Source organism: Gordonia sp. 11cp (assembly GCF_057767225.1).
The window spans coordinates 1,515,274-1,539,978 of record NZ_CM173437.1 but is presented as its reverse complement, the minus strand read 5'-3'; the positions used below and the strand labels follow the sequence as shown (position 1 = coordinate 1,539,978).

Sequence of the window (24,705 nt, the reverse complement as noted above, 5' to 3'; positions counted from 1 at the left end):
CCGGTTGACGGACGCCGTGCTACGGTGCCGAATTAGAACACGTTCTAATTTGTGGAGGATTCATGACCGTGGAACAAGCCGGGCTCGCCGAGAAGATCGAGGCGGCCGTCGACGCCTACATCGAACTGCTCAATTCGGGTACCGCCGAACAGATCGCCGACCTCTACGCGCCCGACGCGACCGTCGAGGACCCCATCGGCGCGGACATCCGCGACACCCGCGAGCAGCTCATCGAGTTCTACTCGGTGATCACCGGTATGGACGAGCGCACCGCAACGCTCAAATGGAAGAAGATCGCCGGCGACACCGCCGTCTTCGAGTTCACCCTGGTCACCAAGACCGCCGGACTGGCCTTCGAGATCACCCCCGTCGACATCATGGTCTTCGATGCCGACGGCAAGGTGTCGACGATGCGCGCGGTGTGGCAGCAGTCGGATCTGAAGCAGCTCTGACGGAAGCGACGTCGGGGAGGGTAACCGGGCCTCCTCGTCCTCGGTGGAAGCGGTGGCACGGCTAGGTGCCTAGTGGCTGCGAGGCCCGGTCGCCGTCGCCTCGGTTATGAACGCAAGGTGACGATGACGTGAGGCCGGCTGCGACAAGCCCACAGCACCGACGATCCTGAGCCGACAGCACGGTGACGGAAACTCCAGAGCGACGACGAGGCATTCTTCCTGTCTTCAAACTCGACAGCCGTGTTGACTGGTCTGATGACGTTCTCTGGGACTGTGGTGGTTGACCACCATCAGTTCGTCGTGGGGGCGCCCTCCGCTGAAACCTACAAGCCAGCCGTGACTGGCAGCGCGATGGAGATTGGCCCGAACTTCGTCACCATCAAGACCGGCGTCGCCTACGGTCCGGTGTCATTGACGGTGGAAGTGTTAGATGGACAGCCTGACGATATTGATGTCACCCCCAACGACTGGGAGGTGGTCGAGGAAGCCACCGTCAGAGTCAGCAAACCACCGCTGACCCACCGCACCACCTTCATGGGCTGGCAGCCCGCCACCAAGGACGGACGACTGATTCGGAACCTCGCCCGCTAACTCGTTCAGGCGCCCGGGATGGATGAATCGACCGATCGGCAGCCTGACTACGACCAGCCCGCCCGCCGCTCCGGCTGGTGGAAAGGCGTGGCAGCAGTACTGACGTCGTCTACGGCGAGGTGTTCAGCGCGTTCCCCGACTCCAGCGCGTATCTGGTCGTCGTCACACCGTCCGCCGATGGGCTGTCCCAAATTCTCGACCGATCGAAATTCCCCCCCGCCGACACCGATCGATCCGGACGACGACAGCGTGAGAACCAGCACCAGGCATGGACCGGCACCCAGCCCCAAGCTCGTGAGATCTCAACGGTGGCAGTCCACCAACTACCTCACAGCGACATGGGACCCAGTACGAGACCCCAGAAGGCTATACGTCAGCGCAACCCAAACCTGACTCGCCAACGCCCAAAGAGAAGTTGGAAGCACAACTGCAGAAATGTAGAAGTACCTCACCGCGGAAGGTAGTAGCGGCGCTACTCTTCGAATCCCGCATGCTTTCGTCACTGGGTACGAAATACGTCGGTGCTCAGCACCTTTCGCCGATATCTGTAGGCGATGTCCACCAATGGTGAAGGCCTCAACTGGCAGTGGGGGTTGTGAGTCGATTAATGACGTGCGTGTCGGCTGCTGGGGATCACGGCTGCAACTATTGACGCGGCTACCGCAACTGCGATCAGTCCTGCCGGCGCCAACCATGTGGGCCCGGCGCTCGCGAGGATGCCGCCACCGGCCCATGACCCGCCGGCGATCCCCAACTGGAACGCGAGCACATATACCGCCGACGTCGCGAGCGGGTCAACGCGTGGGTCATCATGGGACACAGCGAGTACCGCGCTTTGTAGGGCCGGTGCCGCGCAGGCGAATGCCGCTCCCCAGACCAGCACAGCCGTTGTGAACAACCACGGCCCGCCGCCGGCGGCGATCACGGCGAGCGCGGCTGCCAGGCCGGCGAGAATGATTGCCAGGACAGTTCGCAATCGGTCGTCGAGGAAGCGACCGACCAGCGATATCGAGATCAGACCGGCGGCCCCGTAGCCGATTTGCAGTAGGGACAAGGACGTAGACCGGATTTCGACGTCGGCGGCCAGAACCGAGAGGTAGGTGTAGGGGATGTAGCAGGCCGTCACCACGGCCACCGTGGCGGCGCTGATGCCCCATACCTGCGCCGGGACGGTCGGGAGGCGGCGTACGCGGCTCGGTCGGGGTGAATCGGCGTGCGTGGCGGCGCCCCCGGACGTGAGGGTCACCCGGGCGGCGGCGGCGAGCAGGGCCGCGACCAAACCCACCGACACTGCGGTCGCGCGCCATCCGATCACGCCGGTTGCTGCGGTGACGGCCGGGGCCCCGATGACAAGGCCCAACGCCCCGCCGACGAAAACCCTTGCTGTCGCCCGGCCCGGTGCTCCCACGTTCATCGACGCGGCGACTGTGGGGACCGTTGACCACAACAAGCCGTGGGGAATGGCGGCGACCACCCGCGCGGTATAGGCCCACCACAAATTGTCGGCGAGCGCGAAGGCCACCTGGGATGCTGCCAAGACGAGCAGCGAGACGACGATGAGCTGGCGGCGATCTCGGTGGCGCGTCAGTAAGACCACCGGAATGATCGCGGCGCCGGCCGCTATCGCGTACACCGCGAGCAGGGTGCCCGCGGCCGCTTGGGAGCAGCCCAGCGCCACAGCGAGCTCGGGCACCACGCCCACCGGGAACATCTCGGCTGTCATGTAGACAAACAGCGCACCGGCCAAGGTGGCGGAGGCCCTGGTCCAGCCTGCAACGACGGCCGGATCCGAACGCGCGCCGGTCATAGACGGTGTGTGTCTAGAAAGTCATTGATGTCCGTGATCCACACCGCGGTTTCATCGGGTGTGAAGATGTGACCGGCGCCGGGATACTCGATCATCTTTGCGCCGGGGATCGTGTGCGCCAACGCGCGAGTGGTGGTGGGGAGCACGATGCGATCCTGCCCCGCCACTATCACCGTTGCCGGAACGCTGATTCCGGCCGCGGCGGCGGTTACGTCGAGAGACACCGCGAGCAGGGCCTGATCGGGTCCTCCCGCGGGAAGTGTCGCAGCGGTGTCCTGGACTGCGTGCTCCAGCGCGTCGAGGGTCAATCCGGCGAGGACGGTGGGCGCAGAGAGCATCACCAGGAGTCTCGCCAGCATCAGCGGATCTGTCGCAGCGAGCGATCGCCACAAGTCGACCACCAACCGAATCTGAGCGTCAGCGCGGGCGAATCCGACGGTCAGGACGAGTCCGGATACCCGCTCTGGGTGCCGATGCGCTGCGGTGAGGGCGACGGCACATCCCAGAGAGAGCCCGACTACCGGGAAACGTTCGTGGCCGTCGGCGACCGCTGCGGCAACCAGGGAGTCGGCGAGATCGCCGAGGTCGAGGGGGTCTGACGCCCGCGGTGTGGTCCCTGAACCGGGGTAGTTCACGCCCACCACGCGCCTGTGAGACGACATCGCATCGATCACATGACCGAAATTCAGGCTGATCGAACCACCCGCACCGTGTGCCAGCACGAGGGGCGGCCCGACGCCCGTGGCGACGGTGTCGGGTTCGGTGCGCGCTGTCGAGTGGCTCATGTCGATCGACGCTAAACTCTGACCCCAATGTGAGGGTCAAGGGTGAATCGGCACCAACCGCTGCGGCGTGCGCAGGGTCACACGGTGGGCGGGCAAGTTCGTACCAGGAGGCGAGGCCATGAGAATCGGTGAGGTGCAGCGGCTGACAGGTGTGTCCGCGCGGTCGCTGCGACACTACGACGCCCACGGATTGCTCGCCACAGCCCGGAACAGCAACGGGTACCGCGACTTCGGCGAGGGAACGGTAGAACAGGTCGGCCGCATCAAACGGCTGCTCGCGGCTGGTTTCTCCATCGATACGATTCGTCACGTGCTGCCGTGTGTGAACGGCGATCAGGTGGAAATGTGCCCCAAGGTGGCAGCACTGATCCGAGATGAACTCCTCGACATCGACAATGCGATGGCCGACCTCACCCGCAAGCGCGACCTCGTCACGTCGATGATCACCGAACAGCGTCTCGCGAAATAACACTCTCGTTGGCCGAACACGCCACCGGCATGACGACACAACGGACCCAGTCGCAGTTCAGCGTTGTCGTCGTCATCCCGCGCGACCCGAGTAGGCCGATCTGGGCGCGCCCTCAGGGCTCGACGCGTGATCGGTGGATCATGTCAGAAGCTCCGTAAAACAGTTGCCGGACAACAGAGTTCAACCAACGAGAACCGCCAATTCGTCCGTTCGGTGCCTCGTGCTACCCGCTGAGGGCGAGTGGTGACTCCGGCGTGCGCGTCCGAGCCTCCTAAAGTTGCTGCCATGCCCATCCAGGACCACGCCGGCATTGTCGCTGCGATCTCGGACGAGGTGCGGGCGTTGAAGCCGATCGACGAGCTCGAGACAGCGCATCGAGTCGAGGTTTTGCGGTGGTTGACGTCGACGTCGGATGTGTTTCGTCGGACGGCCGATCCTGTCGCACCTGTCCGCCATCTGGTCGCGTACTTCCTGATCACCGATCCCGGTAGTCGATCATTCCTGCTGGGTGACCACATCAAAGCCGGCAAGTGGCTTCCGTCGGGGGGACATGTGGAGCCAGGTGAGCATCCGGCAGCAACAGTCGAGCGTGAGCGCCTCGAGGAGCTCGGGGTGTCAGCGAACTTCAACCCGTCGACCGGGCCTCATCCTCTGTTTGTGACGATCACTGACACCGTCGGCTCGGCGAACGTCCACAACGACGTGAGTCTCTGGTATCTGCTTGAACTGCCCGAGCACGCAATGCTGACGGTCGACTATGACGAGTACCGATCGGTGCGCTGGTGGTCAGCAGCGGAAATCAGGGCGGATGACCCTGGCCGGTTCGATCCACACATGCACAGAATGCTCACCAAACTGGAGTCCCTGTACGACACGAGATAACCCAGATGATGCGTAAGCACTACTCGGACAGCGTAACCCGATGACGGCCGCGCGCGAGGTCTGTGTGAAAGCAAATGGATTCGGCGAATCACATTGCACGGCAGAATAGTTCGCCACCAGCGACGAAAGTATGCAGAATCCATGAACGTCCCCACTACATGCCTGCCCGCGGCGAGGCGGTTCTCAGTAGAGGTCTTGCTCAAGCTCGGCGGAGCGTTGCGCTCGTCGGATCAACGCCACGACGAACGCAGCCAGCGTGAACCCGCCGGCTATCCAAACGAGCCAGGCAGGAGCCGACACAACAACATGTAGGACAAACAGCACGACTGTGACTGCGGCCAGAACAATCGTTGCTCGCGTCCCCAGGCTCCAGCCGGGACGTGCGACGCCGCCCTGAGAATGCGTGGCCGTTTTCTCGCTCGGCGTTTCATTTGTTGCCATTGCTGCTCCCCGAATAGCTGCGCAGTCAACACGATGCTTTGCAGAGCTAACTATAGCAATTCAGACCCAATAGTGGGGATACTTGCGGGCTTACACAGAAACGGGAACTCCCGGGCCGGGGCCCGGCGAGTTGTCCTCGAAACTGCGTCTATCCGTTTCGTACCGGGTGTGAAAGCATGCGCGGAGGTTGGTGTCGGTTCGGGTGAAGTGGGTGTGTACGCGGTGTTGTGGGATCTGATGATGATCGGTAGTCCGGCGCTGCCCTACTCCTCGGTGATTGTTGGTCTGGTCCTGTTGGCGTGGGTGGTCGGATTGATCGATGTGTTGTGCCGCGACGACACCGGCGTGCGGTTGTTCCCGCGGTGGGGATGGCTGTTGATGGTCATCGCCGTGCCGATCGTCGGGACGGTGGTGTGGCTGATCTTCGGCCGTCCTCGTGCTCGCCGTCGGCGCCGAGCGCGACGTGGCCCGGGTGAGCGTCGGCCGTCGCGTGCGGTGGTGTCGGAGTTCCCGGAGTATGACCGGCCGGGTAGGTATGTGCCGCAGGACCCGGCCGCAGATGCGGAGTTCCTGCGACAGGTCCGCGCACGCGCTGAGGAGCAGCGCCGACGAGGTGAACTCGAACGCCGACGCCGCCGGCAGGATGGCGACGTCGCCTGACCCCGGCCGCAACACTCGGGCCGACCTCAGTCAGATGCCCAGTTCATCTCTGCAGCAGCAACTTCGAGCGCCTTGAAATGGACTCCGTACTCGTTTGGGGATGTTGCCGCTGGGTCATGATGGCTCGTCGAGGACCAGGACGACGAACATGTCGTTGGTGATGTCCGACGTGGGGGTGCCGGCTGGTGCGCGCCGGTAGGCGATGATTCCGGCCGGGCCGGGGACAGCTTCGTCGATCTGGCGTATGACGCCGGTGACGAGTCCGCCGATGCCGGGAGGCCGGTTTCTGCTCTGGGCCGTGGGATTGTCGAGGTCGACGGCGATCCGGTCCCCGCGGTGAGCAACGGTGGGCCCGAAATACGTCGGTGGTGCGGTGATGTGGAGTGTCCGCCTGGCGATTTCCAGTTCTGCCCGGTAGTCGGTGATCTGCTGTGGGGTGGGTTCGACGAGCACGAGGTCGGTGAGTGTCACGACGGCGCCGCCGGGTTCGAACGCGCCGGCCGGGGTGATCAGGGGTTCGGGAAACCTCTCGACGCGCTCCGCCGGCCGCACGGTCTCACCGCCTGGGTCGGCAGTCGTGCCGAGGTAGATCTGGCCGACGCGGGTGATGGTTGCGGTGGCCTCGACGCCGGGTAGGCCGTCGGAGTGCCAGGACAGCCAGATGCCGACGGGTTGGTCGAAGGGGTTGCCGCGGGTCGGTTCCCACCGCGCGACCCCTCCATCGACAGTGACCAGGTCGCGATCGCGGTCCCAGCCGGTCACGCGTACCGGCGACCGGTCAGACGCGGTGGGATGGGCGAAGAGAGTGCCCGTGACGGTCTCACCGACCGCAGGCGGTGTGCGGCAGCATCCGTACTCGAACAACGCAATCCGAACCGTCAGCGACGGCGGGGGTGTGATCACCATGTTCACCGGGAGGTAGGCGGTCCGCAGCACGAAGGCGACGGGTCCCGGTGCACCTGAGCACGAACTGTACGTCCCATTCCCCAGCGTCGTCCATCTTCGGGCCCCTGGCTCGCCGGCCGCCGCGCCGACTACCGCAAAGGCCGTGTCGCGCGCCGTGCTGATGCACACTGGCATGGTCGGCCGTGCCGGCATTCTGGCAACCCACGTCGATCGCGCGTGCCGAAGTCCGGAGGTTCCTGTGAGTGCATTACCGGGTCGATTGGGGCAGGTCCGCCGCGACGGCGAACTCCCGCACCGGGACGACATACCCGTCGTGTTCGACGAACTCGACTATCAGATGGCTTGTCAGGTCTACCTCTGGGCGCTGCCGTTGGTGTCCTATGCGCAGTGGCAGAAAGTCCACCGGGAGGTGTTCGGCGCCACGGAATCCGACATCGTCCACTATGTGACCTACCGGGATCGGCTCGGTCTGATCACGGCCAACGCCACCACCCCGTACATCCTGAATTTCTTCGACCTGGGTGAGACCGGTCCGCTGGTGATCGAGCTCCCGCCCGGACCGACCGCGGGTGGCCTGTCGGACTTCTGGCAGCGAGAGATCGGGGTCATGGGGGAGATGGGGCCCGATGGCGGGATGGGGGGCAAGCACCTCGTCATCCCTCCGGGCGGGTCTGTGCCCGATTCGGCTGACGGTTTCTACGTCCAGCACGCCAGCGGGATGAACATCATGTTCGGTTTCCGCACCCTCGACCCGGACCCAGCGCGAGCCCAGCAGCTCGTCGAGCAGGTCCGGATCTACCCGTTCGCCGAGCGGGCCGCTCCGCCGGCGACGAGGGTGGTGTCTCCCGAGGGACGGCCCTGGTCGGGGGACCAACCGCGGGGACTCGACTACTGGGTCCGGTTGCACGACATCTATCAGCGCGAAGTCGTCGACGAGCGCGACCGGTTCTACATGGCCATGCTCGCCGCGCTGGGCATCGAGAAAGGCAAACCGTTCGAGCCCGACTCCCGGGTGACGTCGATCCTCGAGACCGCTGCTGCCGCCGGGGAACTGATGGCTCAGGCGAATACGTTCGCCAAGCGGTTCCCGGGTTCGACGTACTGGCCGGACCGGCACTGGGACCTCGTGCTGGCACTGGACCAGTCGAGTCAACGTGCCCGATTCCACGATCAGCTCCTCGAGAGAGCCGCGTGGTTCTACGAGGCGGTGAGCTTCTCCGCAGCGATGAAGAGTACGACCCCGGGGCTTGGGCAGGCGTATCTGAGTTGCTACACCGACGGTGACGACCAATGGCTCGACGGCGGACAGGACTACACCCTGCGCGTCCCCGCAGACCCGCCGGCGAAACTGTTCTGGTCGGCAACGGTGTACGACGCCGACACGCGATGTCTCGTCGACAACGAGCAGCAGCGCGGCGACCGCGGATCGCGAGACGCCGATCTCGACTACAACGTCGACGGTTCCGTGGACCTCTGGTTCGGGCCGCACGCACCGGCCGGCCGGGAGAGCAACTGGATACAGACCGTCCCCGGTCAGCACTGGTTCTCGTACTTCCGCCTGTACGGTCCGCTGGAGAGCTACTTCGACCAGAGCTGGAAACTGGGTGACATCGTCCGGTCGTCCTAGACCGGGTCGGGCGAAGCCGGTTCGGACGGGTCAGCCCCGACCCGTGGGCCTCAGCACGATCTCCTCCGGATGGGCGTCGGCCGGGGTGTGGACGGCCTGTACGACCGCACGGGCGACGGTCGCGGGACGCAAGAACTTCGACCCGTCGTACTCGTTTCCTTCGATGGCGACGATGTCGCGCTGCATGTCCGTGTCGATCCGCCCGGGGAAGACGGACGTCACCCGGAGGGTCGGTTCCTCGGCGCGTAAACCGTCGGCGAGAGCGCGGACCCCGAACTTGCTCGCGGCATACGGTGTCCATCCGGCGTTCACGCGGCGTCCCGCACCCGAGTTGATGAACACCACGTGGCCGCCGGCCGTCCGCAGGGCGGGCAGGAGCAGCCGCGTGAGTTCGGCGACGGCGACGAGGTTCACCTCGAGGATGTGGTGCCATTCCTCGACCGGGGTCTCCGCGACCGGCTCGAGGCTGCTGGCCACCCCGGCGTTGTGGACGAGCACGTCGAGTTCGCTGATGGCCTCCACGGCGGCCTCGACCTCGTCGTATTCGGTGAGGTCGACGGCGAAGGTGCTCGCGCCGTCGAGTTCGGTGGCCAGTCGATCGAGTTCGGGGGAGGGGCGACCGCCCAGCAGGAGGTCGTGGGTCGGTGCGAGCTGGCGGGCGATCTCGGCTCCGAGGCCACGGCTCGCCCCGGTGATCAACGCGGTGGGCACACCCCGACCCTACTGGGGTTCGGTGACCGGGAGCCCCGTCGGGTTCGATGAGCAGAGGCCGACGGGGCGGGGCACAATCGTCGACGTGGCCAGGTACGGATTCACCCCAACGCAGTTGTCGGCACGTGCCGCGTACCTGCTCCGAGGCAATGACCTGGGCACGATGACAAGCGCTGCACCGAAGTTGTATCCGCACATGTGGAGCTGGGATGCGGCGTTCGTGACGGTTGGCCTCGCACCGTTGTCGGTGGAGCGGGCTGTCATCGAGATGGACACCCTGCTGTCGGCGCAGTGGCGCAACGGCATGATCCCGCACATCGTGTTCGCGAACGGTCGCGACGGTTACTTCCCCGGGCCGGGTCGCTGGGAGTGCGCCCGGTTGGCCGAGTGCGCGCCGGATTTCCCGGACACCTCCGGCATCACCCAGCCACCGGTACACGCGATAGCGGTACAGCGGATCCTCGATCACTCCCGGCGCCACGGTCGCACCACGCGTGCCGTCGCCAACGAGTTCATCGACCGGCGCTGGAGTTCCCTCGTCCGATGGCACCGCTGGCTCGCGCACGCACGAGATCCCAACGGGCGCGGCCGGATCACGATCTTCCACGGCTGGGAATCGGGTATGGACAATTCCCCCCGCTGGGATTCGGCATACGCCAATGTCGTTCCTGGGGAAGACCTTCCGCCGTACCAACGCGCCGACCTCGACCATGTCGACGACTTCTCGATGCGTCCCACCGACCTCGAATACGACCGCTACATCTGGCTCGTCGAGCAGATGAAGCGCGCGAACTACGACGACGAGCTGCTCCCGAAGGCGATGAGCTTCGCCGTCGAGGACGTCTTCGTCAGCGCGATCTTCGCCGTCGCCTGCGACGTGCTCGCGACGATCGGCGAGGACTACTCCAAGCCGCGGTCGGATGTGCGGGACCTCCGCGCGTGGGCCGACCGCTTCCGGGCCGGTGTTGTCTCTGCCGCCAACGACCGCAACGGCGCCGCAAGGGATTTCGACCTGCGGGCCAACTCGTGGATCAACACCGAGACGATCGCGGTGTTCGCGCCGCTGCTGTGCGGCGGCCTCTCCCGGGAACGCGAACGCGCACTGCTGCGCCTCTTCGACGGTCCGCGGTATTGCGGCCACCCGGACCTGCGCTACGCGGTCCCGCCGTCGACGTCACCGATCTCGGCGGACTTCCGCCCCCGCGAGTACTGGCGCGGTCCGGTCTGGCCGGTGATGACCTGGCTCTTCAGTTGGGCCTTCGCCCGCCGCGGCTGGACCGAGCGGTCCGCACGTCTGCGCGAGGAGGGACTCCGTCAAGCCACCGACGGTTCGTTCGCGGAGTACTACGAGCCGTTCACCGGTGAGCCGCTCGGCAGTATGCAGCAGAGCTGGACTGCGGCATCTGTACTGGATTGGCTTGACTGAGCTTCCAGGACGTACGGCCTACAACTCCCGGATACGACGACAGACATCGTCGTAGACGTCCAGCAGTGCGGGGCCCTGGCCGGTTTCGTTCAACTCGACCCACTCCTCGAACGCGCACTGGACCTCGAGGTTGGCGATCTCGAGGATCATCCGGATCTGACTCTTGGTCCGCGCCGAGCTGCGATCGCCGAGCGACTCGGGTCGTCGCCGACAGGTGTCGGCGTGTCGGCCGAGTGCCGCGCGGCTCAGGGTCGGGGTCGCCAGCACCAGCTTCTGCACTCGAAGGAAGTGTGCCGACACGTCGTCGCTGCGGTCGTCGAACCCCTCCAGGCGCGCCCGATAGACGCTCTCGATGTCGGCGAGCGCCAGGCTGTCGGGATCGATGTCGGCCAGACGCGCGTCCAGTGCCTGCTCGAAGCCGAAGCGGTCGAAGAGCACGCACTCTTCCTTGGTCGGGAAGTAGCGGAAGAAGGTCCGCGGCGAGACCCCTGCGGCGGCGGCGATCTCGTCGACCGTCGTCTCGTCGAAACCGTTGCGCTCGAACAAGTCCACCGCGGCCTCATGGATCTCCATGCGGGTCGCATCCCGCCGGCGGGCGCGCAACCCACCGGTCTCGGAGGAATCTGGCATGCGTCGAGCCTAGCGCGCACCTCGTCGCGGTGTCATTTTCTGCCACTTTGGCAGACACTGCCATGATCCGGTAGCTTCGTCGTGTGATCGACCGGACGACCGACGTGATGGAAGAACGACAGTGACCGAGAACGCCGCCCTGCAGGGCACCGACAATCGAACCGACACCGGCACGGATCGCAGCGCCGTGCTGCTCATCGGTGTGCTGCTCGTCGCAGCCTTCGTGGTGATCCTCAACGAGACGATCCTCAGCGTCGCGTTGCCCACCCTGATGACCGACCTCGACATCACCGCCGCCACCGCGCAGTGGCTCACCAGCGGCTTCCTGCTGACCATGGCGATCGTCATCCCGATCACCGGGTATCTGATGCAGAGGTTCACCCTCCGGTCGATCTACATCGCGGCGATGACCCTGTTCACCGTCGGCACCCTCGTCGCCGCCCTCGCGCCGGGATTCGAGCTGCTGATCATCGCGCGCGTGGTCCAGGCATCCGGCACCGCGTTGATGGTTCCGCTGCTCATGACGACGATCCTCAACGTCGTCCCGGAGCAGAACCGCGGCCGGACGATGGGACTGGTCTCCATCGTCATCGCCGTCGCACCGGCCGTCGGACCGACGGTGTCCGGTCTGATCCTGCAGTCCCTCAGCTGGCGGGCCATGTTCTGGATCGTGCTGCCCATCGCGATCGGCGCGCTGATCCTCGGCGGGGTGTTCGTCCGCAATGTCACCGAGCGGCGGCCCGCACAGCTCGACATCATCTCGGTCCCGCTGTCGGCACTGGGCTTCGGCGGAGTCGTCTACGGCCTGAGCACCATCGGAGAATCGGCGGGCGGTCACGCCCCGATCCCGGCGTGGGTCCCGCTGCTCGTCGGCGCCGTCGCGCTGGCCCTGTTCGTCGTGCGACAGCTCAAGCTCGCCGACCGCGGCCTGGCGCTGCTCGATCTTCGGACCTTCGCGATCGCGCCGTTCCGCCTGGCCGTCGTGCTGATGGCCGGCTTCATGCTGACCCTCTTCGGCGCTCTCATCCTGCTGCCTCTGTATCTACAGAATGTGATGGGCAAGGACGTCCTGACCACCGGCCTCGTGTTGTTGCCCGGCGGTCTCGTGATGGGTTTGCTCGCACCGTTCGTGGGAGCGCTGTTCGACAAGGTCGGCGCGCGACCGCTGGTTCTGCCCGGCACGGTGGCCGTCAGCGCGGGCACGTGGTTGCTCACCACGCTCGACGCCGGATCGTCGTTGGGCATGGTGATCGCGGCCCACGTGATCCTCAGTGCCGGAATCGCTTTCGGTCTGACCCCGCTGATGACCTCGGCGCTGGGATCGCTGAGCCCGGAACTGTACTCGCACGGGAGCGCGACGGTCAGCACGGTTCAGCAGGTCGCCGGGGCGGCCGGGACCGCCTTGTTCATCACGCTGATGTCGCGGGGTACGCAGTCGGCCGTCGACGACGGGGTGGACCCGCTGCAGGCGGGTGCCGACGGCATTCATCTCGCGTTCGTCGTCGCGGCCTGCCTGTCGCTCGTGCTCATCGCGGCGGCTGCGCTCGTCCGAGGCCGAACCGGTGCGCCGAAGGTCGGAGTACCCGAGCCGGCCTAGCGTTCCGGCTCCCGGGTCCGCCCGTTCACCGGGTTCGGTAGTCCAGCAGACCGGACCAGAACTCGTCGGGTATCTCGTCGCCCGCGCGCAGCACCTGGGCGAGACCGGCGGCCATGAACACGCCGAGCAGGCCGAGCCACAACCCGGACACCGAGATCGCCACCCAGGCGATGGCTACGGCGACCGGCCACGGGTCGAGAATCAGCAGGATCGGTGCGAAGAAGAACCCTGCCCCGATGAACCAGGACGACAGGGCCCGGTCGCACCGCATCACCGCAGTCAGCCAGCGTGGGCTCGAGGTCGTGGGTGCGACGAGCGTGGGCGGCCTCGTGCTCGCGATGGTCGGTGTGCTCGCAATGGTCGGTGCGGCGGTCATCGGACACCTCCTCCGGGAATCGTCCTGATCCCAGATTCGGCGCGGAGCGTCGTGAAAGCCACTACCTCTCAGGTAATCGCGACTCCCGCGGTCGGCGAGCGCCGGGGCGTCGATCACCTGTTCCGGTTCACGCTGTGGTCCGGCGGTCCTCGTGCGGGTGAGTCTGCGGAAAGCCGATGGATTGCAGGCGGTTCAGCGCATGGGTGCGCGCCCGGTGCTGGTTCCCCGGCGGGGGAACGTAGACACCCGCCCAGATCCCGGTCAGATGGGTCGGATCGTCGAGGGCGAGTCGGGCGCAGCTGGAACGGATCGGACAGCGGACGCACCCGTCGAGGGCGTGACGGTTCGCCAGGCTCCGGGGTCCGGCGGCCTGTTCCGGGAACCACGCGTCCGGGTTCGAGGTACAGGTGGGACGCACGTCAGACAACCCACCGCGGTCGACGACGTCACTCGCACGAACTGTCGCGTCCGCTTCTCCGGCCGCGACGGCAACCGTCACCCACTGACGACGATGTCCCACAGAGCCCTCCGATCAAACTGAGAACGTATGTTGTCAGAGTCTGGTCGCAGACGCAACAAGGTCGCGGGATACGTTGCCGCGCTGGGCGAAAAGCGGGACCGAACGAGACGGTCGCAGGTTCGGAGAGAACGGGGCGCCGGGGCGGTGCCCGGCTGGGTTCTCAACCGGGCACCTGGGCCGGATCGCTCGCGAGGGGCTGAACCGGCTTGCCGACCGCGGTACCCGGGGCGCTGGGGTCCGAAACGGACAGCGCTCGCCGGGGCGCGGGGCCCGGACATGATCGTGCGCGAGTGCCGTCGCTCGGGGGCCGGCGAGTCGCGTAGCACGCCATTACAGAGTCGTCACACTTCCGAAACACGACGCTTGTTTCATAACAGGGGACAAAGTCCACTGAGGGGAGTCGACCGCGTCGCGGGTGGTACGGCGACGTCATCGACGTATCACCTTCCGCGAGTACGCCCCGTGAAACATATGGAGGAGCAACGTGACCATCGAGAGTGCCAAGGCGTTGGAGTTCCGCGTGACGAGCGGCGGATATGAGGATCTGCCGAAGATGCCCGAGGCCGAGTACCCGGGCACCCAGGGCTTCATCGGCGACGTCTACGAGAACCCGGACGGAAGTCCCATGTGCAGCGGCTACTTCGAGCTGCGCCACACCGACGAACCGCTGTACTACGAATACGAGTACGACGAGATGAAGGTGGTCCTCGAAGGCGAGTTCCTCCTCGAGAACAAGGAGACCGGGCAGAAGACGGTGGCCAAGGCCAAGGACGCGATCTTCTTCCCGAAGGGCTCGAAGATCTACTTCAGCACCCCCGACTACGCGCTCGCCTTCTACACCGGGCTGCGCGACGCCACGCTCCTCTGAGCCGCGGCCATGTCGCAGATCGCCTTCTCCAGCGTGCCGAAATGGGCACGCCCCGGTGATCCGAGCGAGGAAACGACGCCCGCGCCGACCGGCAGCTCCTACGTGCTGGTCGGTGTCGGGGACGTCGTCGAGACCCTCGCACGCTGGGAATCGGCGCTGCCTCCGCGTGCCACCACGCGTATCCACGCCGACGCCGACTCCGCTGCTGCCCAGCTCGCCGGCACCTTGGCCGAAGCCGTTGTCGGCGTGCGGGTGTGGATAGCCGCGGATGCGGGATCGGCGCTGACCCTGCGGGCGGTCGCGCTCGGCGCCGGACTCGAGGACGACGAGATCTCGGTCGTACCGGTGACTTCTGCGCCGGAGGTCGTCGTGGAGGTCTTCTGCGCGCACTGCCGATCGGTCACCCGCGCGACCGCGTCTGTCGACGACGTCGTTCCGTGCGCCGGATGCCGGCGTGACCTGCTCGTGTACCACCACGTCTCGCGTCGAACCGGACATTATCTGGGGTTCATGGTCGACGCCGAGACCGCCCAGCCGGCCTGTCCGGACACCGAATCAGTCGAGGAACCCGTCTCATGAACACCGGAGTCGCCGAGATGAGCATGACCGAGTCCGTCGCGCGCCGGGCATCCGCCGCGACGACGATGGACCTCGTCGTGACCGCCGTCAGCGCGCCGTCGCGAGACATCCGCACGATCACCTTCGCCGACCCGGGCGGACGGCCGCTGCCCGGCTACGTCCCGGGCAGCCACCTGGTCGTGCACGCGGGCGCCGCCACCAACGCCTACAGCCTCACCGGTGACGGCACACATCCGTCGGAGTACTCGATCTCGGTGCTCCGCCTCCACGACGGGAACGGCGGATCACGATGGCTTCACGACGAACTCGACGTCGGCGCGGTCGTGCCGGTGGGGCTGCCGCGCAGCGCGTTCGCACCGATCGCCCGGGCGCGCAAACACCTCCTGATCGCCGGTGGGATCGGGATCACGCCGATGGTGTCACACCTCCGCGCGGCGGCCCGTTGGCATCGTGATGTCCAGCTTCTCTACGCCTTTCGCGAGTCGGCGGCGGCGCATCTCGACGAGGTCACCGCACTCGCTGGGTCTCGTGCCGAATTGTTCACCGACCGTGTCTCTTTCACCGACCGCCTGTCACAAGCACTTCGGCGGCAACCGATCGGGACGCACCTGTATGTCTGCGGACCGTCCGCGATGATCGACGCGGTGGTCGCCGCCGCCACGGATGCCGGCTGGCCCGGCTCGCGAGTGCATTTCGAGCGGTTCGGTGTCGGCGCCCTCGACGACGGCGACCCGTTCCGCGTGGCGCTGACGGCCTCGGGCCGAACGGTCGACGTGCCGTCGGGGACCAGCATGCTGGATGCCCTCGAGAGCGACGGCGTCGCCGTGCCGAACCTCTGCCGGCAGGGGGTGTGCGGGCAGTGCCGCATACCCGTTGTCGGCGGCGCCCCGATCCACCGTGACCTCTACCTGAGCACCGAGGAGAAGGACGCGGGCAACGCCATCATGCCGTGCGTCTCACGCGCGGCCGCCGCAACCACACTGGAGGTTCCGCTGTGACGACCCTGTTCGACCCGCCGACCGGAGCCGGCACGATGCCGGACCTCGTCGCCGGTTTCCCGTTCCCGTTCCCCGAAGACCGCTATCGGTACAGCACGAACGTCGAGCCGGCCCAGGTGCCGGTGACCACCGCCGCGGGCCGGTGGGGTGCTGCAGTCGTCGACGTCGATTCGGAGTACCGCGCCGAGCTCGACCGGCGTGCGATGATCCTCGCCACCGATCCGACCCGTCACGCGGTGTTGCCGCACATGGTCCCGGCCGCGTGGGATGCGATGTTGACCATGATGCGCGAGCTCGACGCGACCTACCCCGACCAGATGCGGCTCCGGTCGACCGGAGCCGACACCTGGTCGTGGTGCAACGACATCCTGGGGATCGAGCAGCACTTCCGCTACGGCGACCCCGCGACTCTCCCCGAGGAGCCGTTGCGGTACATCACCTCTCAGGTCCAGGAGGACATCGCACTCCTCGACCAGCGCAACGATCAGCTCTTCGTCGACGCCGGGGTCGTCACCTTCGCCGCCGACTGGAGCTTCGGATTCGACGTCGGGATGAGCTTTCTCGAGATCCACGGGCCGGTGCCGCGCGTACGCCAGGAGGGCGTCATCACGCGTGCCCACGAATTCCTCAAACGTCTCCAACCCCATGAGCCCTACCGACGGACCAACTGGACCCTGACGATCGACCGCCGACTCGACGTCTCGACCGAGATCTATCACGAGTGGGGACCCGACCGGGAGACGATCCAGCAGGTGCCCGACGACGAGTTCGGCAGGCGAGTGCATCTCCGCGTCGAGGTGCAACATCTCATCCGGCTCCCCGATTCGGGTGCGGTGATGTTCCTGATCCGGACCTACATGCTGTCGCTCGAACAACTCGCGACCGTCGAGGCGTGGCGTCGACGAACCGCCGAGGTGCTGGACGAATTGCCCGGCGACATGGCCGATTACAAGGGCATCATCAAGTTCCGCGATCGTGCGGCACAGTGGCTTCGTGCCGCCGCACCCGCGCCGATCGCGACACCCGGACCCGGCATGCCACGCTGGCCCGCCTCGCCGCCGGCCGTCGACACCACCGGCTCGGCCTTTCTCATCGTGGCGATCGGGGACGACGCCGAAGCCGCGCACGTGTCCCGGAACTGGGTCGGAGCGGCCGAGGCGGCCGGCCAGACGCGGTTGCTGGTCCTGGACACGCTCGTCGGGTCGCACGACCGTTCCGCCCTGCGCTCGGCCCTGGACGAGTGCCGCACCGGCACCCGGATCCTGGTGACCGGTGGGCAGTACGAGGTGCTGACCGCGCTGGCGATGGCGCGTGCCGCCGGCGCGGTGGCGGCGGAGTTGTCGTCGTACGTCACCCACACGCGCGACCTGCCGCTCTACTGCGCGCACTGTCGCGACACCTTCCGTGTCGACGCGGTCGTCGGCGGTACCGTCGCGTGTCCCGGTTGTGCTCGGGATCTCGAGGTGCACGAACATCATTCGCCCGTGATCGGTGGCTTCCTCGGTTCTGCCGTGGGAGACGACGCATGACCGCGGTCGTCGTGGGGGAGTACCCGGCCCACCTCCATCCCGCCTATGTGACGGGTCCGCGACCGATGCGGGTCCTCGCGGTACGACGGCTCACCGACGAGGTGACACACTTCCGGTTCGGGCCGGCCGACGACGCGGCGCCGTTCCTCACCTCATACCAGCCGGGCAGTCATCTGATCGTCTCCGCCGGCGGGCAACGGAATGCGTACTCGCTCGTCGACGACGGGATGTACCCGACGAGCTACGGCATCTCGGTGATGCGACGCGGTGCCGGCGGCGGCTCGGACTGGTTGCACGACAACCTCGTCGAGGACGCCGTCGTCGAGATCGAGGGCCCGCGTTCGATGTTCCCGCCGGTCCTCGACCAGCACGGTGCGCTGCTGGTGGCGGGCGGGATAGGGGTGACCCCGGTGTTGTCCCACGCCCGTGCGCTCGCTCGTGACGGACGTCGGGCGGACATCGTGTACTCCTATCGTCGGGGGTGCGGTGCCCACATCGACGACCTGCGTGCACTCGCGGCGCAACCCACCGTGACCCTGCACGAGGTGTCCGGTGCCGCGGCCACCGTGGAGGTCATCGCCGACCGGTTGCGTGCCCAGCCGCTCGGCACGCACGCCTACGCCTGCGGTCCCACGTCGCTGCTCGAGACCTACACACAGCTCGCGGAGGCCGCCGGGTGGCCGAGCGCGCGGGTCCATCTCGAGCGCTTCACGGCGCCGGAACAGGACCCCGGCGATCCGTTCACGGTGACCGTCGCGTCCTCCGGCGCCCGTGTCGACGTACCCGCGGGTGTGTCACTGTTGCAGCGGCTGCTCGACAGCGGGGTCCCGGTGCCCAACCGGTGCCGTCAGGGCGTGTGCGGCGAATGCCGAATCCCCGTCCGACGCGGCCGGATCGAGCACCGCGACTTCGTATTGACCGACGACGAGAAGGCCATGGGCGACGCCATGTTGTGCTGTGTGTCGCGCGGCCAGGACATCGAGGTGGACCTGTGAGCATCGATTCGTTTCCGACCCGGAGGGTGGACCACCTGGCGAACCTGCCCTGGCCCTTCCCGGACGACCTGGAAGAGTTCTCCTACAGCGTGAACGTCGAGCCGGCGCGCATCCCCCACGCGACGCGTGCGGGCGAATGGGGCAGGCATCTGGTCGATCTAGGCGGTGCGGAGTATCTGGAGATCATGGCCGAGCGGCGTCGCATCCTCGACGCCGACCCGACACGGGTGCGGGTGCTCCCCGGTATGGAACTCGCGTGCTGGGACCTGCTGCTGTACTACCTCCGCGATCTCGGCCATGCCTATCCCGACGATATGACCTTGACCGAGCACGGCGACGGCCGATTGCATTGGCGCAACCGGCTTCTCGGCACAGACCAGGAGTTCGTCCTCGGCGACGCGGCCACTCTCCCGTGCGGACCGATGGAGTTCCTGGCGCGGGAGGTGCCCGACGACCTGCTCCTCGTCACCGAACGCGACGGACACCTGTACTTCGACGCAGGAGTGGTCACGTTCGCCGCCGCCTGGTCGGTGTCGTTCGACGTCGGCATGGACATGTACCAGATCCACGCGCCCGTTCCCCGCATGCTCCGCGAAGGCATCGTCGCCCGCGCCGAGCAGTTCCTGCGCAGGCTACCCGCCGATCAGGTGTATCGCCGGGTGAACTGGACGCTGTCGGCGTCGGACTCGCACAAGCTCGACGTCAGCCTCGAGGAACTGCCGGAGTGGGCAGCCGACGTCCCGGGCATGGTCGCCGACGGCGATTTCGCCCGCGCACGACTGCGAATCGAGCTCGAACACTTCGTCCGGTTGCCGATGTCGGGTGCGGTGACGTTCAATATTCGGACATTCATGGCCTCGCTCGAGGACGTGAAGCGAATACCCGAGTGGGCCGGTCAGCTGGCGACCGTCATCGAGACGCTCGGCGAGGACATCGCCGCCTACAAGGGATTCCTCGACTACCGCGACAGCGTCGTCGCATATCTACGCGGTCAATGATGCCCGTGAGCTCAGGTCCCGAACACCTCGACTTCTCGTAGAGTCCCTGAACCGAAAGATCGCTCATGGAACCCATACTCGCCGCCAATGCCGACCTGGCATGGATGCTGGCGGCCTTCGTCTTCGTCCTGCTGATGTTCCCCGGCCTGGCCTTCTTCTACGGTGGCATGGTCGGATCGAAGAACGTCCTCAACATCATGACGATGGTCATGTCCACCCTGGCGATCACGGCGGTTCTCTACGTCGTGATCGGACACGGGCTGGTGTCCGGTCCGTCGGTAGGCGGGTGGGGCATCATCGGCAACCCGACCGACTACATCGGACTGACCAACTGGCTCACCGACGACGCCTCCGGCGCCACCCAGACCCTGTACTTCGCAGCCTGGTTCATCCTGTTCGCGGCCATCACGATCGCGATCGTGGCCAGCGGCGCGGCCGGCCGGATGAAGTTCTCGTCCTGGCTCGTCTTCGCTCCGATCTGGCTTCTGGTGGTGTACTTCCCGGTGGCGCACTGGGTCTTCGCGGCCGACGTCGACGACAACTACAGCGGCGGCTTCCTGCTCAACGACCTCGAGATCGTCGACTACGCGGGCGGAACCGCGGTCCACATGAACGCCGGTGTCGCAGCACTCGCCCTGGCGGTGGTGCTCGGTGCCCGCAAGCGACGGATGGAACGTCCACACAACGTGCCGATGACCATCATGGGCGGCGGCATCCTGTTCTTCGGCTGGTTCGGGTTCAACGGCAGCTGTGCGCTCGGTGCCAACTTCCTGGCGCAGGCCGTCATCCTGAACACGCTGTTGGCCGGCTCGGCGGGCATGATCGGCTTCGCGATCATCGAGAAGTGGCGTGAGGGGCACGTCACCTCGCTCGGCATGATCACCGGCACCATCGCCGGCCTCGTCGGCATCACCCCCGCGGCCAGCAGCATGGCACCGCTCGGTGCGCTCCTCGTCGGCATCTTCGCCGCCGCGGTCGTCGCATTCCTGCTGAGCTTCAAGAACAGGCTCAAGATCGACGAGACGCTGGACGCCTTCGCCGTGCACGGTGTCGGCGGCATCGTCGGAACCCTCTGCATCGTGCTGTTCGCCACCGAGGCGGCGCCGGCCGGTGTCCAGGGAATCCTGTTCGGCGGACCCGTCGACATCGTCTGGCGCGAACTCGCCGGCATCGTCATCACCTGCACCTACTCGTTCGTGATGACCTGGCTGATCGCCAAGGGACTGGACAAGCTGATGGGCCTGCGCGTCGACGAGGAGACCGAGATGACCGGTCTCGACGCCGTACTGCACGCCGAGACCGCCTACGAGATCCCCAGCGCTTCTGTCGGACACGCCGGCGGACTCTCGACGATGTCACCGGCTCGAGCGGCAGAACGGGTGGAGGAGGCGATGCCGGCGTCCTCGCCGGCCTCGGCACCACCGGCCGGGGTCTGATCGACGCCTGCACACGACGGCTCGGGGGTCCACCGTTCGACGGTGGGCCCCCGAGCCGTCTGCGTTGCTCCCGCGCGGACATCGTTGTCGGACAAACCGACACGTACCGCTCACGGAGCCGAAACAGGGTCGAAACAACCAATATGTCTACTAATAGTAGACAAAGGTTCACAAGAGTGGACACGCGGACCGAAAGCCCCTAGAGTCGACCCCCGGAGCACATGATGACAACCACCGAGACGACGACCGGCGACCTCGCCGATCTCTGCGCGACGCACGGCACCAAGTTCATCCTCGCGATGTTCGTCGACCTCCGCGGCAAACCCTGCGCCAAGCTGGTGCCGGTGGAGGCCGTGGACGAATTGGCCACCGATGGAGTCGGTTTCGCCGGTTACGCCGTCGGTGCCATCGGGCAGGAGCCGAAGGACCCCGACCTCATCGCCATCCCCGACGTCCGTTCCTTCCTGCCCATCCCGTTCATCAAAGAGGGCCTCGCCGTCGTCCAGTGCGATCCGCATGTCGAGGGCAAGCCCTGGCCCTTCGCGCCCCGCAACATCCTCAAGGCCCTCATCGCGCAGACCGCGGACGCAGGCTTCGAGCCGTGGGTCGGTGCGGAGGTCGAGTACTTCCTCCTCAAGCGGGCCGCCGATGGGTCCTTGGTGACCGCCGACGCCGCCGACGACTCGGATCAGCCCTGCTACGACGTCCGCGGCCTGACCCGCATGTACGAGCACCTGACCGCGGTGTCCACCGCGATGAACCAGCTCGGCTGGAGCAACTACGCCAACGACCACGAAGACGGCAACGGTCAGTTCGAGCAGAACTTCGCCTACTCCGACGCTCTGACGACCGCCGACCGCGTCGTCACCCTCCGCTACCTGCTCTCGGCCCTGGCTGCGGAGCGGGGCATGATCGCGACCTTCATGCCGAAGCCCTTCGCCGAGCGCACCGGCTCGGGATTGCACTTCCACCTGTCACTGACGCGGGCGGGTGACCCGGTGTTCCCCGAGGTCACCGACGACGAACGCGGCCTGGGGCTGTCGGAGACGGCCTACGGGTTCATCGGCGGAATCCTGGAGCATGCGCCCGCGCTCCAGGCCGTCATCGCACCGACGGTCAACTCGTACAAGCGAACCGGAGCGACCGCGACCCGCTCGGGGGCGTCCTGGGCTCCGCGGCGGGCCACCTACGGCGGCAACGACCGCACGCATTACATCCGGGTGCCCGACGAGCAACGCGTGGAACTGCGCGGTGGCGACGGGTCGGCGAATCCGTACCTGGCCGTCGCCGCCCTCCTGGGAGCGGGACTCGACGGCATCAAGCGGAGTCTCGATCCCGGTGCCGTCGGGAACTGTCCCGGCCACATCGCCGAACTCCCGCTCACCCTCCTGCACGCGGTGGAGGCGCTCGAGACCGACACGGTGGTCGCCGGCGCGCTCGACGCCGCACTCCCGGAGGACTGGCCGGACGATCAGCAGCGGGTCTCGGCGTACTTCGCCGGCCTCAAGCGCGACGAGTTCTTCGACTGGCACGCGGCGGTCACGCCGTGGGAGGTCGACAAGTACCTGACGGCGTTCTGACCGTCGATCCCTGAGCGAAGCGTTTCTCCGACAGCAACATCCACTTCTCGACGTAAGGACCTGACCATGTGCGGAATAGTCGGGCTGCATCTGCGCAACCCGGACCTCCACCCCCGGCTCGGCGAGCTGCTCGCCGAGATGCTCGGCGAGATGCAGGACCGCGGAGCGGATTCGGCGGGTATCGCCGTCTACGGAAACCCCGCGTGGGCGCCGCCGGGGCACGGCTGCATCTCCCTCCTCGAACTCGACGTGATCCCCGAGGAGGTATCCGCGACTCTGAGCGCGGCGCTCGGGGTGGCGGTCGCGGCGCAGACGATCGACGTCACGCTCGTGATCTCCGCCCCGGTGACGGCCGACGAACTGCTCGCCGCCGCACGCGCCGCATACCCCCACGCACTCGTCGCGGGCTTCGGGTCGGACCTCACCGTCCTCAAGGGTGTCGGAGCGCCCCGGGATCTGACCCGATCCTGGGGACTCGCAGCAGCGTCGGGGTGGCAGGGGGTCGGCCACACCAGGATGGCGACGGAATCAGCCGTCACCTCCTCGGGCGCGCACCCGTTCGCCGTCGGTCCCGAGCAGTGCCTGGTCCACAACGGCTCGTTCGCCAACCACGCCACGATCAGGCGCGAACTCCGCGCCGCGGGAGTGGAATTCGACAGCGAGAACGACACCGAGGTGGGCGCGCGGTTCGTCGCGCACCAGCTGGCGGCGGGTAAGGACGTGGAGACAGCCCTGAAAGAGGTGTGCGCCAACTTCGACGGCTTCTACACCCTGCTGGTGTCCAACCGCGACTCGTTCGCCGTGGTCCGCGACGCCATCGCGTGCAAACCGGCGGTGATCGCCGAGACCGACGACTGGGTGGCCATGGCGAGTGAGTACCGCGCGCTGACCACACTGCCCGGCGTGGAGAACGCCCGCATCTGGGAGCCCGAGCCGGAGGTCGTGTACGCATGGACGCGATGACTGCCGAGTTGGCAACCACCCCTTCCGTTCCCGCCTCCACCGACACGGCGAAAGCTGAGACGATGAGCCCCAACCACACCTTCGACCTCGCCGCCACCCCGCTGCGCGAGATCAATTCGGCGCTGCACGGCGACATCTCGGGAGAGGTCGTCATCGAGAACCCGGCCGGCGCCCACAGCGTCGCGGCCGGGGTCAACCTCCCGCTGAAGATCACCATCAACGGCCACGTCGGCTACTACGCGGCCGGGATGAACCAGCAGGCCGAGGTCACGATCAACGGCAACGCCGGTACCGGTGTCGCCGAGAACATGATGAGCGGCAGCGTCATCGTGAAGGGCAATGCCTCCCAGTCGGCGGGCGCCACCGCGCACGGCGGGTTCCTCGTCGTCGAGGGCGACGCCGCGGCACGGTGCGGCATCTCGATGAAGGGCGTCGACATCGTCGTCGGTGGAAACGTCGGGCACAACAGCGCTTTCATGGCACAGGCCGGCCGTCTGGTCGTCCGCGGAAACGCCGGTGACGGTCTCGGCGACTCGATCTACGAGACCCGCATCTATGTGCGCGGCGATGTCGCCTCGCTCGGTGCCGACTGCATCGCCAAGCCCATGCGCGCAGAACACCTCGAGGAGCTGACCGGACTGCTCAAGGCCGCCGGCTTCGGCGACGACGACCCCCGCGACTACACCCGTTACGGATCGGCCCGCGAGCTGTACCACTTCAAGGTCGACAACACGTCCGCGTACTGAGCCCCACTGCTCCCTGAGGTGCGAGGAGCGCAAGTGCGCCGACCCACTGCTCCCTGAGGTGCGAGGAGCGCAAGCGCGCCGACCCACTGCTCCCTGAGGTGCGAGGAGCGATAGCGACGAGCCTCGAAGGGCC

The 24,705-nt window shown here is 66.7% G+C and carries 26 protein-coding genes; 18 read left to right on the top strand and 8 right to left on the bottom strand.

The genetic code is table 11. The features are described from left to right. Positions 1–62 precede the first annotated feature (62 nt). Positions 63–452, top strand: coding sequence for a nuclear transport factor 2 family protein (locus AC3B6C_RS06760; RefSeq protein ID WP_055477151.1), 390 nt, complete (start codon positions 63–65; stop codon positions 450–452). Between the two features lie 255 nt (positions 453–707). Next, positions 708–1,043 carry a hypothetical protein gene (locus AC3B6C_RS06755; RefSeq protein ID WP_488375475.1) on the top strand — a complete coding sequence of 112 codons (336 nt, stop codon included), beginning with the start codon at positions 708–710 and terminating at the stop codon, positions 1,041–1,043. A 604-nt stretch (positions 1,044–1,647) separates the two neighbouring features. Here AC3B6C_RS06755 and AC3B6C_RS06750 read toward each other — a convergent pair. After that, entirely contained in the window at positions 1,648–2,850 is a 1,203-nt protein-coding gene (locus AC3B6C_RS06750) for an MFS transporter (protein WP_488375474.1), read from the bottom strand. Continuing rightward, positions 2,847–3,635: an alpha/beta fold hydrolase gene (locus tag AC3B6C_RS06745; protein ID WP_488375473.1), complete on the bottom strand. Its 789-nt coding sequence runs from the start codon at positions 3,633–3,635 to the stop codon at positions 2,847–2,849. Before AC3B6C_RS06745 ends, AC3B6C_RS06750 begins: the two co-directional genes overlap by 4 nt. A 118-nt stretch (positions 3,636–3,753) precedes the next feature. Here AC3B6C_RS06745 and AC3B6C_RS06740 point away from each other — a divergent pair, with 118 nt between their 5' ends. Together AC3B6C_RS06740 and AC3B6C_RS06735 are read left to right on the top strand one after the other, a co-directional pair. Further along, positions 3,754–4,104, top strand: coding sequence for a MerR family transcriptional regulator (locus AC3B6C_RS06740; RefSeq protein WP_055476303.1), 351 nt, complete (start codon positions 3,754–3,756; stop codon positions 4,102–4,104). 285 nt (positions 4,105–4,389) lie between these two features. Continuing rightward, positions 4,390–4,986 (top strand): NUDIX domain-containing protein, encoded by a 597-nt coding sequence (locus tag AC3B6C_RS06735; RefSeq protein WP_488375472.1) that lies wholly within the window; start codon positions 4,390–4,392, stop codon positions 4,984–4,986. Between the two features lie 183 nt (positions 4,987–5,169). On the opposite strand, the gene AC3B6C_RS06730 is transcribed toward AC3B6C_RS06735, so the two are convergent. After that, complete coding sequence (locus tag AC3B6C_RS06730; protein WP_488375471.1) at positions 5,170–5,427, bottom strand: hypothetical protein; 258 nt, start codon at positions 5,425–5,427, stop codon at positions 5,170–5,172. A gap of 207 nt (positions 5,428–5,634) precedes the next feature. On the opposite strand from AC3B6C_RS06730, the gene AC3B6C_RS06725 reads away from it, so the two are divergent. Further along, positions 5,635–6,087 (top strand): PLDc N-terminal domain-containing protein, encoded by a 453-nt coding sequence (locus AC3B6C_RS06725; protein ID WP_488375470.1) that lies wholly within the window; start codon positions 5,635–5,637, stop codon positions 6,085–6,087. A gap of 114 nt (positions 6,088–6,201) precedes the next feature. Here the strand turns inward: AC3B6C_RS06725 and AC3B6C_RS06720 are convergent, their stop codons facing one another. After that, a complete protein-coding gene (locus AC3B6C_RS06720) occupies positions 6,202–7,023 on the bottom strand; it encodes a hypothetical protein (RefSeq protein WP_488375469.1) in 822 nt (273 codons plus the stop codon). A 208-nt stretch (positions 7,024–7,231) separates the two neighbouring features. Between AC3B6C_RS06720 and AC3B6C_RS06715 the strand changes: the two genes are divergently transcribed. Beyond that, entirely contained in the window at positions 7,232–8,620 is a 1,389-nt protein-coding gene (locus tag AC3B6C_RS06715) for a DUF1254 domain-containing protein (protein ID WP_488375468.1), read from the top strand. A 30-nt stretch (positions 8,621–8,650) separates the two neighbouring features. Here the strand turns inward: AC3B6C_RS06715 and AC3B6C_RS06710 are convergent, their stop codons facing one another. Continuing rightward, the gene (locus AC3B6C_RS06710) at positions 8,651–9,331 is read right to left on the bottom strand and encodes an SDR family oxidoreductase (protein ID WP_488375466.1); all 681 of its coding nucleotides are present in this window, start codon (positions 9,329–9,331) and stop codon (positions 8,651–8,653) included. An 85-nt stretch (positions 9,332–9,416) separates the two neighbouring features. On the opposite strand from AC3B6C_RS06710, the gene ggh reads away from it, so the two are divergent. After that, a complete protein-coding gene (gene ggh, locus AC3B6C_RS06705) occupies positions 9,417–10,757 on the top strand; it encodes a glucosylglycerate hydrolase (protein WP_010843846.1) in 1,341 nt (446 codons plus the stop codon). A gap of 18 nt (positions 10,758–10,775) precedes the next feature. Here the strand turns inward: ggh and AC3B6C_RS06700 are convergent, their stop codons facing one another. Further along, positions 10,776–11,387, bottom strand: coding sequence for a TetR family transcriptional regulator (locus AC3B6C_RS06700; protein ID WP_055476306.1), 612 nt, complete (start codon positions 11,385–11,387; stop codon positions 10,776–10,778). A gap of 121 nt (positions 11,388–11,508) precedes the next feature. Here AC3B6C_RS06700 and AC3B6C_RS06695 point away from each other — a divergent pair, with 121 nt between their 5' ends. Then, a complete protein-coding gene (locus tag AC3B6C_RS06695) occupies positions 11,509–12,984 on the top strand; it encodes an MDR family MFS transporter (protein WP_488375464.1) in 1,476 nt (491 codons plus the stop codon). Between the two features lie 25 nt (positions 12,985–13,009). Here AC3B6C_RS06695 and AC3B6C_RS06690 read toward each other — a convergent pair whose 3' ends face one another. Together AC3B6C_RS06690 and AC3B6C_RS06685 are read right to left on the bottom strand one after the other, a co-directional pair. After that, positions 13,010–13,360 carry a hypothetical protein gene (locus tag AC3B6C_RS06690; protein WP_010843848.1) on the bottom strand — a complete coding sequence of 117 codons (351 nt, stop codon included), beginning with the start codon at positions 13,358–13,360 and terminating at the stop codon, positions 13,010–13,012. Positions 13,361–13,487: 127 nt separating this feature from the next. Then, entirely contained in the window at positions 13,488–13,778 is a 291-nt protein-coding gene (locus AC3B6C_RS06685; protein ID WP_010843849.1) for a WhiB family transcriptional regulator, read from the bottom strand. Positions 13,779–14,364: 586 nt separating this feature from the next. On the opposite strand from AC3B6C_RS06685, the gene AC3B6C_RS06680 reads away from it, so the two are divergent. The 10 genes from AC3B6C_RS06680 (at position 14,365) to AC3B6C_RS06635 (ending at position 24,572) form a co-directional block, all read left to right on the top strand. Continuing rightward, positions 14,365–14,748 (top strand): cupin domain-containing protein, encoded by a 384-nt coding sequence (locus AC3B6C_RS06680; RefSeq protein ID WP_014928662.1) that lies wholly within the window; start codon positions 14,365–14,367, stop codon positions 14,746–14,748. A gap of 9 nt (positions 14,749–14,757) precedes the next feature. After that, complete coding sequence (locus AC3B6C_RS06675) at positions 14,758–15,327, top strand: dimethylamine monooxygenase subunit DmmA family protein (protein ID WP_488375463.1); 570 nt, start codon at positions 14,758–14,760, stop codon at positions 15,325–15,327. Continuing rightward, a complete protein-coding gene (locus AC3B6C_RS06670) occupies positions 15,324–16,325 on the top strand; it encodes a PDR/VanB family oxidoreductase (RefSeq protein ID WP_488375462.1) in 1,002 nt (333 codons plus the stop codon). Before AC3B6C_RS06675 ends, AC3B6C_RS06670 begins: the two co-directional genes overlap by 4 nt. Before the next feature lie 35 nt (positions 16,326–16,360). Then, entirely contained in the window at positions 16,361–17,854 is a 1,494-nt protein-coding gene (locus AC3B6C_RS06665) for a heme-dependent oxidative N-demethylase subunit alpha family protein (protein WP_488376233.1), read from the top strand. Then, the gene (locus AC3B6C_RS06660) at positions 17,851–18,849 is read left to right on the top strand and encodes a PDR/VanB family oxidoreductase (RefSeq protein ID WP_055476311.1); all 999 of its coding nucleotides are present in this window, start codon (positions 17,851–17,853) and stop codon (positions 18,847–18,849) included. The genes AC3B6C_RS06665 and AC3B6C_RS06660 overlap by 4 nt, the downstream gene beginning before the upstream one ends. Continuing rightward, positions 18,846–19,847 carry a heme-dependent oxidative N-demethylase family protein gene (locus AC3B6C_RS06655; protein WP_488375461.1) on the top strand — a complete coding sequence of 334 codons (1,002 nt, stop codon included), beginning with the start codon at positions 18,846–18,848 and terminating at the stop codon, positions 19,845–19,847. The genes AC3B6C_RS06660 and AC3B6C_RS06655 overlap by 4 nt, the downstream gene beginning before the upstream one ends. A gap of 65 nt (positions 19,848–19,912) precedes the next feature. Continuing rightward, a complete protein-coding gene (locus tag AC3B6C_RS06650) occupies positions 19,913–21,283 on the top strand; it encodes an ammonium transporter (protein ID WP_014928656.1) in 1,371 nt (456 codons plus the stop codon). Positions 21,284–21,504: 221 nt separating this feature from the next. Next, positions 21,505–22,863: a type III glutamate--ammonia ligase gene (gene glnT / locus AC3B6C_RS06645; protein ID WP_488375460.1), complete on the top strand. Its 1,359-nt coding sequence runs from the start codon at positions 21,505–21,507 to the stop codon at positions 22,861–22,863. A gap of 66 nt (positions 22,864–22,929) precedes the next feature. Beyond that, complete coding sequence (locus tag AC3B6C_RS06640; RefSeq protein WP_488375459.1) at positions 22,930–23,826, top strand: class II glutamine amidotransferase domain-containing protein; 897 nt, start codon at positions 22,930–22,932, stop codon at positions 23,824–23,826. Continuing rightward, positions 23,814–24,572, top strand: a complete 759-nt coding sequence (locus AC3B6C_RS06635; RefSeq protein WP_488375458.1) for a protein glxC — start codon at positions 23,814–23,816, stop codon at positions 24,570–24,572. The genes AC3B6C_RS06640 and AC3B6C_RS06635 overlap by 13 nt, the downstream gene beginning before the upstream one ends. Positions 24,573–24,705 lie beyond the last annotated feature (133 nt).